The following is a 17,107-nucleotide window of genomic DNA, read 5'->3' as shown; positions in this document are numbered from 1 at the left end:
CCCGCGTTGTAACGTCGGCCCAGGACAATTTAATTAGCGCTGCTAGTTTCGAGCCGCCCGCACGCTTGCCCGCTCGCCCGCCGGAGGATGCGCCATGCCCCCGTTCGACCCCGCCGACCCCCTCGGCATCGACGACCTGCTGGAGCCGGAGGACCTGGCGATCCGCGCGACCGTGCGGACCTGGGCCGCCGACCGCGTCCTGCCGCGGGTCGCCGACTGGTACGAGAAGGGCGAACTGCCGGAGATCAGGGAACTGGCCCGTGAGCTCGGGGAGATCGGCGCGCTCGGGATGTCGCTCAGTGGGTACGGCTGCGCCGGCGCCTCCGCCGTGCAGTACGGACTCGCCTGTCTGGAACTGGAGGCGGCCGACTCCGGGATCCGCTCCCTCGTCTCGGTGCAGGGTTCCCTCGCCATGTACGCGATCCACCGCTTCGGCAGCGAGGAGCAGAAGCAGACCTGGCTGCCCCGCATGGCCGCCGGCGAGGTCATCGGCTGCTTCGGGCTGACCGAGCCGGACCACGGTTCCGACCCCGCCTCCATGCGGACGTACGCCAAGAGGGACGGCACGGACTGGGTCCTGGGCGGCCGCAAGATGTGGATCACCAACGGCTCGGTCGCGGGGGTCGCGGTGGTGTGGGCGCAGACCGACGACGGAATCCGCGGGTTCGTGGTGCCGACCGACGTGCTGGGTTTCTCGGCGCCCGAGATCAAGCACAAGTGGTCGCTGCGGGCCAGTGTCACCAGCGAGCTGGTCCTGGACGACGTACGGCTGCCCGCCGACGCGGTGCTGCCGGAGGTCGCCGGGCTCAAGGGGCCGCTGAGCTGTCTCTCGCACGCCCGGTACGGGATCGTGTGGGGGTCGATGGGCGCGGCGCGGTCGTGTTTCGAGGCCGCCGTCGACTACGCGAAGACGCGCGAGCAGTTCGGGCGGCCGATCGGTGGTTTCCAGCTCACCCAGGCCAAACTCGCGGACATGGCGGTCGAACTGCACAAGGGGATCCTGCTCGCCCACCACCTGGGACGCCGCATGGACGCCGGCCGCCTGCGTCCCGAGCAGGTCAGCTTCGGCAAGCTCAACAACGTCCGCGAGGCCATCGAGATCTGCCGTACGGCACGGACGATCCTCGGTGCCAACGGGATCTCCCTCGAATACCCCGTGATGCGGCACGCGACGAACCTCGAGTCGGTGCTGACGTACGAGGGCACCGTCGAGATGCACCAGCTGGTGCTGGGCAAGGCGCTCACCGGACTGGACGCGTTCCGGTAGAGCCTGCGCGGAGGCAGGGCCGGGAAACGGCCCTGCCTCAGCTCTGGTTGAAGAAGCCGTCCGTGCGGTGCTGTGCCGGGTCGCCGTTCACGATCTCCGTGTTGGCGGGGGTCAGCAGGAACACCCGGGTGGACACCCGCTCGATGGAGCCGCGCAGTCCGAAGATCAGCCCGGCCGCGAAGTCGACGACGCGCTTGGCGTCACCGGCCTCCATCGCGGTGAGGTTCATGATGACGGGGACGCCGTCGCGGAACATCTCGCCGATGGCCCGGGCGTCTCTGAAGCTGTCGGGGGTCACCGTGCCGATCCGGCGGCCCTTCTCCTCGGCGACGTCCGAGGCCACCTTGACCCGTGGGTCGGTGACCCAGGCATCCCCGGGCTCGGTCCCTTCGGAGTAGCCGTCGTCGTCGTAGTAACGCTCGTCATCGTTGTCGTCAACGAGGCCCAGCCAGGCACTCGCCTTGCGCACCGATCCCATGGACGCCTCCTCTCACAGCGGTCTCTCTTGCTTATGTATCCCTATGGTCATCCATGATGCGGATCGCGCGCCAAGTGGATAGCCGCCGCGCGGGGGGTTTGTGACGGTACTGGTGCACAGGGAATACGTCGAGAGGCCGGGTGCCCCAAGGGTCGTTTCCCATACGGCTGCTGACTGTGAGTGAAATATGATTCTTCGGGGCGTATGGGTGATGAGTGGGGCAAACGGGTGAGGCGGAGAGTCGTCTGAAGCATCGTCAGTTCTCGTGCGGGGGCGGGAAGATCTTGGATCCAGGTGCCCCGCGACCGGCCGGACATGCCGACGGTGTGCGCACGGTCAGACCTCCCGGGAGAGGAGAAAGCGCGCTGGGTGAGGGGAGGGGTGCTCGTGTGAAGGCGCAGAACGTGGAAAAGCGGGGAGAACGCGAAAGGCGCCCAGCGGAACCGGGGCGCGCAGTGGGTCAGCTCAACAGGAGGAGGACCACACGCGACCGAGGTCGATGTGGGAGCGCTTGACCAGCCACTGCTGTGGATGCATGGGGTAAGTGGAACAGGCATGCGGTTTGGCGTCAACCGACTTGAGACGTACGGCTCACAGTCTGGACGACCTTGACAACAAGGGGAAACGCCCCCGTAGTCTCGAAGGGCGGCCCTGCTGAGGGGCTCGGCCGCAACCGTGTGAAGGCAACCGCCCGAGTTCATTCGACTCGCTGCCACGGAGCCCTCGCATGCCCACGTGCACCCTCGCCAAAGCCCCCGCCGCGCCCGGAATGCCGGAGCGCACCCGATGAGACGCTCACTGGTGATCGTCGGCGCCGGTCCGCGGGGGACCGGTCTGATCGAGCGGATCGCCGCCAACGCCCCCGAGCTGTACGACGGCCACGGCCTGGACGTCCACCTCGTGGACCCGCATCCGCCCGGCGCCGGACGCATCTGGCGCGCGGCCCAGTCCCCGCTGCTGTGGATGAACTCGCACGCCGAGGACGTCACCATGTTCACCGACGAGACCGTGGACATGGCAGGACCCGTGAACCCCGGCCCCACCCTGCACGAGTGGGCCGGCATCGACGGCCGCACCTTCGCCGACCGGCAGCTCCAGGGCGCCTATCTGCGCTGGGTCCACGAACAGGCGGTGGCCGCGCTTCCGGACGGCGTCACCGTGCACCACCACCCGCTGCGCGCCCTGCGGGTGAGCGGACCCCGCGAGGGCCGGCAGCAGGTCTGGCTGGAGGGCCGGCCGCACCCGCTCCTCGCCGACCTGGTCGTCCTGGCCCTCGGCCACCTCGACGCCGAACTCGACGCGGAACAGCACGACCTGGCCGAGTACGCCCGCACCCACGGCCTGGTCCACCTGCCGCCCGACTTCACCGCCGACAGCGACCTGTCCGCCCTCGCGCCCGGCGAACCCGTCCTGGTCCGCGGCTTCGGGCTCGCCTTCGTCGACCTGATGGTGCTGCTCACCGAGGGCCGGGGCGGGCGGTACGACGGGGACACCTACGTCCCCTCCGGCCGGGAGCCGGTGCTCCACGTCGGATCGCGGCGCGGAGTGCCGTACCACTCGAAGATCGGCTACGACTGGACCGGCGACCGGCCGCCGCTGCCCCGCTTCCTGGGGCCGGCCCAGATCGACGGACTGCTCGCCCGGCCCGAGGGGTTCGCCCGCGGCGAAGCCGCTGTCGGACTCAGTCGGGAGGACGTGTGGCCGCTGGTGGAGAAGGAGCTCGGGTTCGCCCACTACCACCGGCTGTTCACCGTGCACCCGGAGCGGACCGCGATGTCCTGGGCCGACTTCGAGGAGAAATACGCCGTGGCGGATCCAGCCGAGCGCGGGGCGCTGGTCGCCGCCGCGGTGCCGGACCCCGGCGACCGGCTCGACCTCGCCCGCCTCGACCGCCCGCTGGAGGGCGTGCGGTTCGGGTCGCACGAGGAACTCCAGGAGGGGCTGCGGGAGTACGTCGAGGCGGATCTCCGCCGCAGGCACGACCCCTCGCACAGCCCGGACCTGGCCGTCTTCCTCGGACTCCTCTCCGTCTACGGGCAGTTGGTGAAGCTCGGGGACATCGGCGGCTGGTGGCACGGCTTCTTCAGCTATCTCGCGTCCGGCCCGCCCGGACCCCGGCTGCGCCACTTGCTCGCGCTGTCCCGGGCCGGGGTGGTCAGGTTCGTCGGCGCGGACATGGAAGTGCGCGCCGAGGACGGGGTGTTCCGCGCGTCGAGCCCGTCCGTGCCGGGAGCTTCGGTCGAGGCCCGGGCACTGGTCGAGGCGAGACTGCCCGAACCCACCGTCGGGCGGGCCCTCGATCCGCTGCTGCGCGAGCTGCACGCCGAGGGGGTCGCCGAGAGCCCGGACGGGCTGCTGCGGGTGGACCGGACCGACGGGCGGCTCCTGGACCGGTCCGGCCGGCCGCACCCACGGCGCTTCGCCCTCGGACCGCACACCGACGGCCGTACCCCCGGCGCCTTCACCCGGCCCCGCACCGGTGGGCCCGCCTTCCGGCAGAACGACGCGACGGCCCGGGCGGTGCTGCTGTTCCTCGCCGAAGCCGCCGAAGCCGCCGAAGCCGCCGAGGTCGCCGAGGTCGCCGGCCGTGAGAAGAAAGCGGTGCTGTGATGCTGCATCTCTCCGTCGCCGTGGATCAGCAGTCCGCCCACGACGCCGACTCCTACGTCGCCCTTGCCCGGCTCGCCGAGCGCGGCGGGTTCGACTTCGTGACGCTGGACGACACCTTCGCCCGGCCCGGCCCCGACGCGCTCGCCGTGCTGTCCCGGGTCGCGCCCGCCACCAGCCGGATCGGCCTGGTGCCCACCGTCACCACCACCCACACCGAGCCCTTCCACGTCCAGGCCGCCGTCGCCACCCTCGACTGGGTCAGCCGTGGCCGGGCCGGCTGGCGGCTCGACGTGTCGACCACCGAGGGCGAGGCCCGCCTCTTCGGCAGCCGGCAAGCGGCCGCCGCCGACGCGCTGTGGCAGGAGGCCGGTGAGGTCGCCGACGTGGCCGCGAAGCTGTGGGACAGCTGGGAGGACGACGCCGAGATACGGGACGTGCCGACCGGCCGCTTCATCGACCGGGACAAGCTCCACCACGTCGACTTCCGGGGCACGTCCTTCTCGGTCAAGGGCCCCTCGATCGTGCCCCGGCCACCGCAGGGCCACCCGGTCCGCGTGGTCGACGCCACCGACGGCCAGGCCCGGCGGACGGCCGCGCGGTACGCCGACGTGGCCCTGGTGCGGGCCGCCGGTGCCGGGCAGGCGGCCGACGTACGCGCACAACTGCGCTCCCGGGCGGCCGAGTACGGCCGTGAGCCCGGTCAGCCGAAGGTCCTCGCGAGCCTGCTCGTCGATCTCGGAGCCGGTGAGCACGCGGCGGAGCCGGGGCACGGCGGGGGCGGCCCCCGGCAGAGCGCACAGGGGCCCCTGTACCGGGGCGGCCCGGTCGACCTCGCGGAACTGATCGCGGGCTGGCACGGCGAGGGCGTCGTCGACGGCTTCCACCTCGTCCCCGCCGAACCGCTCCGCGACCTGGAGCGGCTGGTCAACGGCACGGTGGCGCTGCTCCAGCACCGCGGGCTGTTCCGCACCTTCTACCCGGGCAGCACGCTCAGGGAGCACCTCGGCCTCGCCCGGCCCGCCAACCAGTGGGCCGTGACCGGGGGAGCGTCGTGAGCCGCAGGCAGATGCACCTGGCGGCCCACTTCCCGGGTGTCGACAACACCACCGTGTGGGCCGATCCGGACTCCGGGTCCCAGATCGAGTTCGCCTCCTTCGAGCACCTTGCCCGTACCGCCGAGCGCGGACTGTTCGACTTCCTCTTCCTCGCCGAGGGGCTGCGGCTGCGCGAACACAAGGGCCGTATCCATGACTTGGACGTGGTCGGGCGTCCCGAGTCGATCACCGTCCTGAACGCCCTGGCCGCCGTCACCGAACGGCTCGGACTCGCCGCCACCGTCGACGCCGGCTTCAACGAGCCCTACGAACTCGCCCGCAGGTTCGCCACCCTGGACCACCTCAGCGGCGGCCGGGCCGCCTGGAACGTGGTCACCTCCTCCGACGCCTTCACCGGAGAGAACTTCCGGCGCGGCGGTTACCTGGACCGGGCGGAGCGCTACCCGCGGGCCGCCGAATTCCTCGACACCGCACGGGAGTTGTGGGACTCCTGGACTCCGGACGGGATACCGAGGCCGTTCGCGCACCGCGGTCGGCACTTCGACATCGCGGGCGAGTTCACCCTGCCGCGCTCGCCGCAGGGGCACCCGGTCGTCATCCAGGCCGGGGACTCCGAGGAGGGACGGGAGTTCGCCGCCTCCGCCGCCGACGTGGTCCTCGCCCGGCAGCGCTCGCTGGAGGACGGCCGCGTCTTCTACGCCGACGTGAAGCGACGCCTGGCCAAGTACGGTCGGGCGCCGGGGGACCTGAAGATCATGCCCGGGGTCGGTGTCGTCCTCGGCGACACCGCGGCCGAGGCCCAGGAACGTGCCGCCGAGATCCGCAGGCAGCAGACCTCGCCGCAGACCGCGCTCCTCACCCTGGAGCAGATCTGGGGCGTCGACCTGTCCTCCTACGACCCCGACGGCCCCCTCCCCGACATCGACCCGGTCGTCGACCCGGCGCTCGCCCACGGGCGGACCCGGCGCGGCGACACGGTCGCGATCGCGGAGAAGTGGCGGGCCCTGTCCAAGGAGAAGGGGCTGTCGATCAGGGAGACCGTGATCGAGGCGGGCGGCCGGCACTTCTTCACCGGCACCCCGGAAGCCGTCGCCCGCGAACTCGACGAGCACGTGCGGCGCGAGGCCGCCGACGGCTTCGTCCTCGTGCCCCATCTGATCCCGGGCGGACTCGACGAGTTCGTGGACCGGGTGGTCCCGCTGCTCCAGGAGCGCGGCGCGTTCCGCACCGAGTACCGCGGCACCACCCTGCGCTCGCACCTGGGGCTCCCCGAACCCGGGAACCGGCGCTGAGGGTGGCCGTCCAGGGCGACGGTTCGCCGTGGGCGGTTTTCGGCGATGCGACGAGCGGGGGCAGAAGTCGCCGATTCCGCTTCCTGCGCCCGGCCGCAACGGACGCCGGGGGCCGCACGACGATCGACTCCCACCGGGCGCTGCTGCCGCCGTACGCCTTCTCCGACCACTTCATCTGCCCTTTCCCGCCGCCGGGGAGCACTCCGGGCGTCGCCGTCGCGGCGGGGGAGCGGGACGTGATCCGAGCGCTCCGGGTTCCCTTCGGATCGCAAAGGTGTGTCAAAGTCGCGGCCGAAACGCGCCCTTGCGGCGACCGGTCGTTCGGCCGAATACTCCCCCTCAGCGCTTGTCAGGGGCACGACGTGTTCGCAACCCGGACGGGACGTGCCTCCGACTGCGCCTCACGGGCCCCGACCCCACGCGGGCCCCCGAATTCCCCTGGGAGGGAACGAAACGTGAGGATCAAGCGCACCACCCCCCGCAGCGGCATCACGAGACGCACCCGGCTGATCGCCGGCACCACCGGCCTCGTGGCCGCGGCCGCCATCGCGGTCCCCAGCGCGAACGCGACCGCTGCGACCCCGTTCAGCACCGCCGAACTCAAGAGCGCCAGCAGTTCGGTGCTCAAGGCGGACATCCCCGGCACCGCCTGGGCCGTCAGCGGCAACCGTGTCGTCGTCACCGTCGACAGCACGGTCTCGCAGGCCGAGATCGCCAAGATCAAGGAGCAGGCCGGCAGCAACGCCGACGCGCTCACGATCAAGCGGACCCCGGGCAAGTTCAACAAGCTGATCTCCGGCGGCGACGCCATCTATGCGAGTAGCTGGCGCTGCTCCCTCGGCTTCAACGTCCGCAGCGGCAGCACCTACTACTTCCTGACCGCCGGTCACTGCACCGACGGCGCGGGCACCTGGTGGTCGAACTCGGGCCACACGAGCACCCTCGGTTCGACGGCCGGATCGAGCTTCCCGACGAACGACTACGGCATCGTCAAGTACTCGTCGAGCTACCCGGTCTCGTCGATCTCCGGCACCGTCGGCAGCGTCGACATCACCAGCGCCGCCACGCCCTCCGTGGGCACGACGGTCTACCGGCGCGGTTCCACCACCGGCATCCACAGCGGCCGGGTCACCGCGCTGAACGCGACCGTCAACTACGGCGGCGGTGATGTCGTCTACGGCATGATCCAGACCACGGTCTGCGCCGAGCCCGGCGACTCCGGCGGCCCGCTCTACTCGAACAGCGGTATCGCCTACGGTCTGACCTCCGGCGGCAGCGGCAACTGCTCCTCCGGCGGCACGACCTTCTTCCAGCCGGTCACCGAGGCACTGAGCGCCTACGGCGTCAGCGTCTTCTAGGTTCCGGAGCCCCCGGGGGCCTTTCGCACCCCTGGAGCACGGCCGACACCCGGTGAGCCCCCGCACGCGAGCGCCGTGCGGGGGCTCGCTGCCGGGTCCGGTCCCGTCATCGGGCGGACGGAGCGAGCCAGTCCAGTACGGCGGGCAGTGCCTCCAGGGCGCCGAAGTGGCCGGCGTCCTGATCCAGGACGGGGCGGGCGCGCGGGACGTGGTGCGCGAGCCACTTGAAGTGGCCGACCGGGGAGAGGGTGTCCCCGGCTCCGTGCCAGAGCAGGACGGGCCTGGTCACGGTCGCCGGGTCGAAGCCCCAGTTGCTGAGCAGCGCGAGGGTGTCGTCGAGCCAGCCGTACGACGTGTCGCGCAGTGCCTCGCGGTAGCCCCGCAGCAACTGCTCGCCGATCGCCGGGGCGGCCAGGATCCGACGGTCGGAGTCGGTGAGCCCGTCGCGGAGCGCCACGAGCCGCTGGGCGGGGTCCCGGCGGATGTCGGCGGCGCGGGCGGCGAGCCGGTCGGCGTAGGCGAGCGGGTCGGTGAGGGCCAGGGTGAACTCCTCGACGGCGGAGTCGGCCATGCCGTCGAACCAGCTCAGGTCCCGCGCGTCCGGGGGCGCCGGACAGGCCAGGGCGGCCGCCCGCCGGACCCGGGAGGGCAGCAGTGCGGCGCAGGCCAGGGCGTGCGGGGCGCCGCCGAAGAGGCCGAGCACCGAGAAGGAGCCCAGGTCGAGCGCGTCGGCCACGTCCCGTACGTCCCGGGCGGCGTCGGCCACGCGTCGGCCCGGCTGCCGGTCGGACCCGCCGTAGCCGGGGCGGTCGTAGGAGATGAACCGGGTGCGCGGACGCGCGGTCAGCACGTCCTCGGGTACGACCCCGAAGCGGCCGCCGGGAGTGCCGTGCAGCAGGATCACCGGAGTGCCGTCCGGGTCGCCGTACTCCTCGACGGTCAGTTCGCGACCGTCCTGTGTCCTTGTGCCGAGGGTCACCTGCGTCCTCCGTCTCCCCTTTGTGTACATGCCGGAGTTACCGTCGAAGTACACACCTTGAGCGCCTGGTTCGGACCCTGGGGGTCGCGATGGTCGAGGAGCTGGTGGCGGCGGGCGTCGCGCTCGTGTCCGCCGGAGCGGTGTACACGATGGCGGCCGCGCGGGTCGTCAAACAGTACGAACGGGGCGTGGTCTTCCGCCTCGGCAGGTTGCGGCCGGAGGTGCGGGGGCCGGGGTTCACCATGATCGTTCCGGGCGTCGACAAGCTCCGGAAGGTCAACATGCAGATCGTGACCATGCCGGTGCCCGCGCAGGAGGGCATCACCCGGGACAACGTCACCGTGCGGGTGGACGCCGTCGTCTACTTCAGGGTGACCGGGCCGGCCGAGGCGGTCGTGCGGGTGGAGGACTACCGGTTCGCGGTCTCGCAGATGGCGCAGACGTCGTTGCGGTCCATCATCGGCAAGAGCGAGCTGGACGATCTGCTGTCCGACCGCGAGAAGCTCAACCAGGGGCTGGAGTTGATGATCGACAGTCCCGCGGTCGAGTGGGGGGTGACCATCGACCGCGTCGAGATCAAGGACGTGTCCCTGCCCGAGACGATGAAGCGGTCCATGGCCCGGCAGGCCGAGGCGGACCGGGAGCGGCGGGCCCGGGTCATCAACGCGGACGCGGAGCTCCAGGCGTCGAAGAAGCTGGCCGAGGCGGCCAAGGAGATGTCCGAGCAGCCGGCCGCGCTGCAACTCCGGCTGTTGCAGACGGTGGTGGCGGTGGCGGCGGAGAAGAACTCGACGCTGGTGCTGCCGTTTCCGGTGGAGCTGCTGCGGTTCCTGGAGAGGGCGCAGCAGGGGCAGCAGGTGGTGCAGCAACCGGTGGCGCCGGTGGTGCAGGAACCGGTGGGGCCGGTGGTGCACGAACCGGTGGGGCGGTCGGTTCAGGAACCGGTGGTGCCGGTGCTTCAGCAACCGGTGCAGGAGCAACTTCTGTCTCCTCCGTCCCGGTTGGATGTCGTCTCCGGAGGGGCGGATTCAGGACAGGACTAGACCTCGCGTGGGCGTGATGAATCACGCGGGGGTTGTGTTTGCTCTGTGAACGCGCCTGGCGTGACTGTGTACCGTCAAGGGTCGGTGGGCGCGCAACCGCGTTCTACGCGCGTCCGGAAGTCAACCTTGTGCGCCCCCTGTGGGTTTCGGAAGAGTGGTCGCCCGTCAGCCATCCTTCCGGTCCGTGAGCTCCCCACTAGCCGCGGACCGACCCCCCACAGGAGGACCCGAGTTGAAGCACCGACGTATACCCAGGCGGCGGATCGTCGTGGCGGGTGCGGGTGTTGCCGCGCTGGTCGCGGCGGGAGTCACCTTGCAGACTGCGAACGCCAGCGAGGCGCCGGCCCCGTCCGAGGCCAGGACCCTCTCGGTCCTCGCGGCCGGAAAGCTCGCCTCGACCCTCGGGGCGGATCTCGGCGCGGACGCGGCCGGGACGTTCTACGACGCGAAGACCAGAACGCTCGTGGTGAACGTGCTCGACGAGGACGCGGCGCGGACGGTGACGGCTGCCGGGGCCTCGGCGAGAGTCGTGTCCCACTCGCTCGCCGAGCTGAAGAGCGCGCGCACCACGCTGGCGAGCGACGCGACCGTCCCGGGGACGTCCTGGGTCACCGACCCGACGACGAACAAGGTCGTCGTCACGGCCGACCGCACGGTGTCCTCCGCCGAGTGGGCCAAGCTCACGAAGGTGGTCGACGGGTTGGGGACGGTGGCACAACTCCAGCGCACAAAGGGGGAGTTCAGGCCCTTCGTCGCCGGCGGTGACGCGATCACCGGGTCCGGTGGGCGGTGCTCGCTGGGCTTCAACGTGGTGAAGGGCGGGGAGCCCTACTTCCTCACCGCGGGGCACTGCACCGAGGCGATCTCGACGTGGTCGGCCGGCGGGAGGACGATCGGGACCAACGCGGCGTCGAGCTTCCCCGGCAACGACTACGGGCTGGTGAAGTACACGGCGAACGTCGACCACCCCAGCGAGGTCGACCTCTACAACGGGTCCGCGCAGGCCATCACGGGCGCGGCGTCGGCGACGGTCGGGCAGTCGGTGACGCGGAGCGGTTCCACGACCCAGGTGCACTCCGGGAAGGTCACCGGCCTGGACGCGACGGTGAACTACGGAAACGGCGACATCGTGAACGGGCTGATCCAGACCGATGTCTGCGCCGAGCCGGGGGACAGCGGAGGCTCGCTGTTCTCGGGGAGCAGCGCGATCGGGCTGACGTCAGGCGGCAGCGGTGACTGCACCTCCGGCGGCGAGACGTTCTTCCAGCCGGTGACGGAGGCGCTGTCGGCCACGGGTACGTCGATCGGCTGACGGCCGACCGACCGGTCCGGCGTGCATGGAGCGGAGCCCTGTCCCTCTGGGTGTGTGCGGGGGCGGGGCTTTCGTGTCTCCTGTCATCGTTATCCGTTCGAGACCCTCCTACCCGGATCGTCCTCGTCGTGGCCCGGCAGGCCGACCAGCAGTACGGCGACGCGAGCGACGGCATGGTGGTGCAGGTGGAGGTCGGGGCGCGCCGACGCCGGTCGCGCCGGGGTTCACGTGCGACTACCTGCCGCTCGCCCAGATGACCGTGCGGCCCAACGCGGGACCATCACCCAGGCGGACATCGAGAACAGCGGGTGTTCACCGTGGCCACGGGCGGAGTACTGGCCGCCGGACGCCAGTCCGTGTCCGTACGGACCAGGTTGAGGCCAGCCTTGACGTCGTACAGCCACTGTCCGGCGTAGCCCTCGGCCGGGAGCGACTCGTACCTCTGCAACGGCAGCGTCAGCCTGCCGTCGCGGCCGAGAACCACACCGAGAACCGCACCCAAGAGCCCCCGGAGACGGACACCGCCGGGCCCCTCTGAACCGGTCCCGGCAGTCCGCCCCACGACCGTTTCCGCAGGTGGGAGGCGGTCGTACTGCTGTCGTACGCATGTTCGAGTTTTGGTCTATGGTGGAGGAGAGGCGATAGGGAACTGATGTTCGATACGGGAGGTGTGGATGTCCGGCTTCACTCATCTGCACACCGTTTCCGGGTTCTCCCTGCGCTACGGCGCCTCGCACCCCGAGCGTCTGGCCGAGCGCGCCTCCGAGCGGGGGATGGACGCCCTCGCCCTCACCGACCGGGACACCCTCGCGGGGTCGGTCCGGTTCGCGAAGGCCTGTGCGAAGGCGGGGGTGCGCCCGTTGTTCGGGGTGGAGCTGGCCGTCGAGGAGATCGAGCCCGTACGGCGGGAGCGGCGCCGCGCTCCCGTGCGGGGAGGCGCCTTCGTCGACGAGTCGGCCCCCCGGGTCACCTTCCTCGCCCGGGACGGTGCCCGCGGCTGGGCCGACCTGTGCCGGCTCGTCACCGCGGCGCACTCCGGCAAGGCGGCGGAGGGTCCGCCCCTGCTGCCCTGGGAGGAGAACCGGGGGGACGGGCTGACCGTGCTGCTCGGGCCCGCCTCCGACGTCGGCCGCGCGCTCGCCGCCGGCCGTCCCGACCGGGCCGCCCGGCTGCTCGTGCCCTGGCGGGAGGCGTACGGCGACGCCCTGCGGCTCGAAGCCGTCTGGCACGGGAGGAAGGGCACCGGCCCGGGCTCCCTGCGGCTGGCCGCCCGTACCGTCGGCTTCGCCGCCGAACAGCGGATCCGGCCCGTGCTCAGCAACGCCGTGCGGTACGCCGACGCAGGCCTCGGGCCGGTCGCCGACGTGCTGGACTCCGCCCGCCGGCTCGTCCCGGTCGGCGCGGTCAAGGAACTGGACTCCGGTGAGGCCTGGCTCAAGGACGCCGGGGCCATGCTGGCGGCCGCCGAGCGGATCGTGGAGGCGGCGGGCTTCCGGCGGGACATCGCGCACCGGCTGCTGGAGCAGACGCGGGCGACCGCGGCCGAGTGTGTCGTCGACCCCGAGGACGACCTCGGCATCGGCACCGTCCACTTCCCCGAGCCGCATCTCGTCGGTGCCGGGCGCCGTACCGCCCAGCGGGCGCTGGCCTCCCGGGCGGTGGCCGGGATGGTGCTGAAGGGGTACGCGGGCAGGGCGGCGTACTGGGAGCGGATGCACGACGAACTGGACATCATCGCCCACCACGGCTTCGCCTCCTACTTCCTGACGGTGGCTCAAGTCGTGGACGACGTAAGGGGAATGGGGATCCGGGTGGCCGCGCGCGGGTCCGGTGCGGGGTCGCTGGTTAACCATCTCCTCGGGATTGCGCACGCCGATCCCGTCGAACACCGGCTGCTGATGGAGCGGTTCCTGTCCAAGCGTCGGATCGCCCTGCCCGACATCGACATCGACGTGGAGTCCGCGCGCCGGCTGGAGGTCTACCGGGCGATCATCGGCCGGTTCGGCAGTGAGCGGGTCGCCACCGTCGCCATGCCGGAGACGTACCGGGTGCGGCACGCCGTCCGGGACGTGGGGGCGGCCCTGTCCATGGACCCCGCGGAGATCGACCGGATCGCCAAGTCCTTCCCGCACATCCGGGCGCGGGACGTCCGCGCGGCGCTGGAGGAGCTGCCCGAACTCAAGGCGCTGGCGGGGGAGAAGGAGCGGTACGGCAGGTTGTGGGGGCTGGTGGAAGCCCTCGACGCGCTGCCGCGCGGGGTCGCCATGCACCCGTGCGGGGTGCTGCTCTCGGACGCGTCCCTGCTGAGGCGTACGCCGGTCGTGCCGACCAGCGGCGAGGGGCTGCCCATGTCGCAGTTCGACAAGGAGGACGTCGAGGACCTCGGGCTGCTCAAGCTCGACGTGCTCGGGGTGCGGATGCAGTCGGCGATGGCGCACGCGGTCGCGGAGGTGGAGCGGGGGACAGGGGAGCGGATCGACCTGGACGCGCTGCCGCCGGGCGACCCGGCGACGTACCAACTCATCCGGTCCACCGAGACGTTGGGCTGCTTCCAGATCGAGTCGCCGGGGCAGCGGGACCTGGTCGGGCGGCTCCAGCCGGCCACCTTCCACGACCTCGTCGTCGACATCTCGCTGTTCCGGCCGGGACCGGTCGCCGCCGACATGGTGCGGCCGTTCATCGAGGCACGGCACGGGCGGGCGCCCGTCTGGTATCCGCACCGGGATCTGGCGGAATCCCTGGAGGAGACGTACGGGGTCGTCGTCTTCCACGAGCAGATCATCGACATCGTCGACATCATGACCGGGTGCGGGCGCGGCGAGGCGGACCAGGTCCGGCGCGGGCTGTCCGACCCGGAGTCGCAGGGACGGATCCGGTTCTGGTTCGCCCAGCACGCGGCGTCGAAGGGCTACAGCGCGGAAACGATTCAGCGGGCCTGGGAGATCGTCGAGGCCTTCGGGTCGTACGGCTTCTGCAAGGCGCACGCGGTCGCCTTCGCCGTACCGACGTACCAGTCGGCGTGGCTGAAGGCGCACCACCCTGCCGCCTTCTACGCCGGGCTGCTCACCCACGACCCCGGGATGTATCCGAAGCGGCTGCTGCTGGCGGACGCGCGGCGGCGCGGGGTGCCGATCCTGCCGCTGGACGTGAACGCGTCGGGGGTCGAACATCGTATCGAACTGGTGTCTGAAAATCCTTCGGTGTGGGGTCTGCGACTCGCCCTCTCCGACGTGTACGGCATCAGCGAGGCCGAGGCCGCACGGATCGCGGAGGGGCAGCCGTACGCCTCGCTGCTGGACTTCTGGGAGCGGGCGCGGCCGAGCCGGCCGGTGGCCCAAAGGCTCGCTCAGGTCGGCGGGTTGGACTCCTTCGGCGCCAACCGGCGTGATCTCCAACTGCACTTGACCGAACTGCACCGGGGTGGCCGGGGCGCGGGCGGCGGTCAGCTCCCGCTGGCCGGCGGGCGCAGGACCGCTCCGGCCGGGCTGCCGGACCTGTCCTCCACGGAGCGGCTCAGTGCCGAGCTGGGGGTGCTGGCGATGGACGTCTCGCGCAATCTGATGGACGACCACCAGGAGTTCCTGCGGGAGTTGGGCGTGGTCGGCGCGCGGCGGCTGCGGGAGGCGCGGCACGGGGAGACCGTGCTGGTCGCGGGGGCCAAGGTGGCCACCCAGACACCGCCGATCCGGTCCGGAAAGCGGGTCATCTTCACCACCCTGGACGACGGCACCGGCCTGGTCGACCTCGCCTTCTTCGACGACTCGCACGACGCCTGCGCGCACACCGTCTTCCACTCCTGGCTGCTGCTGGTGCGCGGAGTGGTGCAGCGGCGCGGCCCGCGCAGCCTCAGCGTGGTGGGCGCGGCCGCCTGGAACCTCGCCGAACTGGTCGAACTGCGGGACGGGGAGGGCCTCGACGCGGTGGCGGCGCGGCTGGCGGAGCCGGTTCCCGTGCCGGGGGCTGGGCCGGGTGCGGGTTCCGGTTCGGAAGCGGCCGGTGACGGGAGCGGAGATCCGGTGGAGGGGCGGGCCGGGAATCCCCCGGAGAGGCCCGCCGGGGATCGGGTGGAAAGGCCGGCCGGAGACCCGTCGGGAAGCCGGGACGGAGAGCCGTCGGGAAGGCGGCCGGGGGAGCCGTCGGGAAGCCAGGACGGGGGGCCTCCGGGAAGGCGGTCCGGGGACGCGTCGGAGAGGCGGTCCGGGGATCCGACCGGCGGCCGGCGGATCCACCTGCCGACGGGATACGAACTGCATCCGTGGGCCGATCTGCGGCCGGCGGGTCAAGAGGCTTCACAGGTAAGGAAGTTGTGGCACCAGAGTCCGGGGAGTGCGGGATGACCATCCTCTGCGTACGTTTCCAGCTGCCGCCGACGCGCGAGGCGGCCCTGCCCGAACTGCTCGGCCTCCTGGAGGAGTTCACCCCGGTCGTGGAGGCGCTCCCGCCGGACGGGGCACTGGCCGATCTGCGGGGCGCCGAACGGTACTTCAAGCGTGACGCCGTCGAACTGGCCTCGGTGATCCGGGTCCGCGCCCTCGCCCTGCACGGGGTGGACTGCGCGATCGGTGCCGGACCCGGACCGATGCTGGCCCGCATGGCGCTGAAGGACGCCCGGCCCGGGCTGACCCGGGTGGTCCACGAGGGCGCGGTGGCGGACTTCCTCGCCGGCCGGCCCGTCGCCGCGCTCCCCGGTGTCGGCACCGCGACTGCCCGTGTCCTGTGCGAGTACGGCCTCGACACCCTGGACCGGGTCGCCGCCGCGCCGCTGTCCACCCTCCAGCGCCTGGTCGGCGCCAGGGTCGGCCGTGAGCTGCACGAGAAGGCGAACGGCGTGGACCGCGGCCGGGTGGTCCCGAACGGCGTCTCCCGCTCCCTCGCCACCGAACGCCCCTTCGACCGCGACGAGTTGGACCCCGACCGGCACCGCCGTGCCCTGCTCTCCGCCGCCGAGGAACTGGGCACCAGGCTGCGCGCCCTCGACAAGGTCTGCCGCACCCTGACCCTCACCGTCCGCTACGCCGACCGCACCGCGACCACCCGCAGCCGCACCCTCGGCGAGCCCACCGCCCACTCGGCGGCCCTGACCAAGGCGGCCTACGGCATGTACGAGGCGCTGGGCCTCCAGCGCGCCCGGGTGCGTTCCCTCGCCCTCCGTGCCGAGGGCCTGGACCCCGCCGAGCAGGCCTCCCACCAGCTCACCTTCGACCCCACGGACGAGAAGCTCCGCCGTATCGAGGAGGCCGCGGACCGCGTCCGGGCGAAGTTCGGACCGCTGGCGGTGCTGCCGGCGACGCTGGCGGCGTAGGGGTCAGTTGGCCCACGGGGGAGTGATGCGGCTGCCGTCCGCCAGTTCCGCCTCCAGGCCGATGGAGGTGGTGACCCAGGTGAGGGCGGTGTGATCGGTGGGGTTCTCGACGGCGAAGGTCACCCCGGGATTGACGATCACCGTGTCGCCCGCGGTGATCCGGTGGACGGAGCCGTCGAGGGTGACCTGGAGTTCGCCGATGAGCAGATGGAAGATCTCCTCGCGGTTGACGGTGTGAGCCGGTGCCTTCGTCCCCGCCGGGATCTCACCCCGCCAGGCGCAGAGCTCCTTGGCGCCGCTGAGGGGAGTGGCGTACGAGACGAAACGGGCGCCGTGGATCTCATGGGTGACGGCTTCGGACGAACGGACGACGGGCATGCGGGACCTCCGGTCCAAGATGGTCAAGCAGCT

At 71.7% G+C, this 17,107-nt stretch carries 12 protein-coding genes and 1 pseudogene; 10 read left to right on the top strand and 3 right to left on the bottom strand.

Annotated elements, in window-relative coordinates; translation table 11 throughout:
- Positions 1 to 94 precede the first annotated feature (94 nt).
- A complete protein-coding gene (locus tag AQJ54_RS27830; RefSeq protein ID WP_062241806.1) occupies positions 95 to 1,267 on the top strand; it encodes an acyl-CoA dehydrogenase family protein in 1,173 nt (390 codons plus the stop codon).
- 37 nt (positions 1,268 to 1,304) lie between these two features.
- Here AQJ54_RS27830 and AQJ54_RS27825 read toward each other — a convergent pair whose 3' ends face one another.
- A complete protein-coding gene (locus tag AQJ54_RS27825) occupies positions 1,305 to 1,745 on the bottom strand; it encodes a cell division protein SepF (RefSeq protein ID WP_020139399.1) in 441 nt (146 codons plus the stop codon).
- A gap of 786 nt (positions 1,746 to 2,531) precedes the next feature.
- Here AQJ54_RS27825 and AQJ54_RS27820 point away from each other — a divergent pair.
- The 5 genes and pseudogenes from AQJ54_RS27820 to AQJ54_RS45155 all read left to right on the top strand — a co-directional run bounded on the left by AQJ54_RS27820 (position 2,532) and on the right by AQJ54_RS45155 (position 8,060).
- Positions 2,532 to 4,355 carry an FAD/NAD(P)-binding protein gene (locus AQJ54_RS27820; RefSeq protein ID WP_062241804.1) on the top strand — a complete coding sequence of 608 codons (1,824 nt, stop codon included), beginning with the start codon at positions 2,532 to 2,534 and terminating at the stop codon, positions 4,353 to 4,355.
- Entirely contained in the window at positions 4,355 to 5,410 is a 1,056-nt protein-coding gene (locus AQJ54_RS27815; RefSeq protein WP_062241802.1) for an LLM class flavin-dependent oxidoreductase, read from the top strand. The genes AQJ54_RS27820 and AQJ54_RS27815 overlap by 1 nt, the downstream gene beginning before the upstream one ends.
- Before the next feature lie 11 nt (positions 5,411 to 5,421).
- A complete protein-coding gene (locus AQJ54_RS27810) occupies positions 5,422 to 6,702 on the top strand; it encodes an NtaA/DmoA family FMN-dependent monooxygenase (RefSeq protein WP_062241898.1) in 1,281 nt (426 codons plus the stop codon).
- Positions 6,703 to 6,704: 2 nt separating this feature from the next.
- Positions 6,705 to 6,923, top strand: a pseudogene (locus AQJ54_RS47820) (DUF1684 domain-containing protein); the annotation flags it as partial.
- A gap of 234 nt (positions 6,924 to 7,157) precedes the next feature.
- Complete coding sequence (locus tag AQJ54_RS45155) at positions 7,158 to 8,060, top strand: S1 family peptidase (protein WP_062241800.1); 903 nt, start codon at positions 7,158 to 7,160, stop codon at positions 8,058 to 8,060.
- Between the two features lie 106 nt (positions 8,061 to 8,166).
- Here AQJ54_RS45155 and AQJ54_RS27800 read toward each other — a convergent pair whose 3' ends face one another.
- A complete protein-coding gene (locus tag AQJ54_RS27800) occupies positions 8,167 to 9,039 on the bottom strand; it encodes an alpha/beta fold hydrolase (RefSeq protein ID WP_107121145.1) in 873 nt (290 codons plus the stop codon).
- A gap of 89 nt (positions 9,040 to 9,128) precedes the next feature.
- Here AQJ54_RS27800 and AQJ54_RS27795 point away from each other — a divergent pair, with 89 nt between their 5' ends.
- The 4 genes from AQJ54_RS27795 (at position 9,129) to AQJ54_RS27780 (ending at position 16,696) form a co-directional block, all read left to right on the top strand.
- Entirely contained in the window at positions 9,129 to 10,082 is a 954-nt protein-coding gene (locus AQJ54_RS27795; RefSeq protein WP_062241798.1) for a slipin family protein, read from the top strand.
- A gap of 232 nt (positions 10,083 to 10,314) precedes the next feature.
- On the top strand, positions 10,315 to 11,394 hold the full coding sequence (locus AQJ54_RS27790) for a S1 family peptidase (protein ID WP_079070030.1): 1,080 nt from the start codon (positions 10,315 to 10,317) through the stop codon (positions 11,392 to 11,394).
- Positions 11,395 to 12,068: 674 nt separating this feature from the next.
- Positions 12,069 to 15,731 carry a DNA polymerase III subunit alpha gene (locus AQJ54_RS27785; RefSeq protein WP_062241797.1) on the top strand — a complete coding sequence of 1,221 codons (3,663 nt, stop codon included), beginning with the start codon at positions 12,069 to 12,071 and terminating at the stop codon, positions 15,729 to 15,731.
- Positions 15,728 to 16,696: a DNA polymerase Y family protein gene (locus AQJ54_RS27780; RefSeq protein ID WP_062241795.1), complete on the top strand. Its 969-nt coding sequence runs from the start codon at positions 15,728 to 15,730 to the stop codon at positions 16,694 to 16,696. Before AQJ54_RS27785 ends, AQJ54_RS27780 begins: the two co-directional genes overlap by 4 nt.
- A 3-nt stretch (positions 16,697 to 16,699) precedes the next feature.
- On the opposite strand, the gene AQJ54_RS27775 is transcribed toward AQJ54_RS27780, so the two are convergent.
- Entirely contained in the window at positions 16,700 to 17,074 is a 375-nt protein-coding gene (locus AQJ54_RS27775; RefSeq protein WP_062241793.1) for a cupin domain-containing protein, read from the bottom strand.
- Positions 17,075 to 17,107: the final 33 nt, after the last annotated feature.

This window comes from Streptomyces griseorubiginosus (genome assembly GCF_001514195.1).
GTDB lineage: Bacteria > Actinomycetota > Actinomycetes > Streptomycetales > Streptomycetaceae > Streptomyces > Streptomyces griseorubiginosus.
The sequence above is the reverse complement of the archived record's forward strand: the minus strand, read 5'-3'. Positions and strand labels throughout refer to the sequence as shown.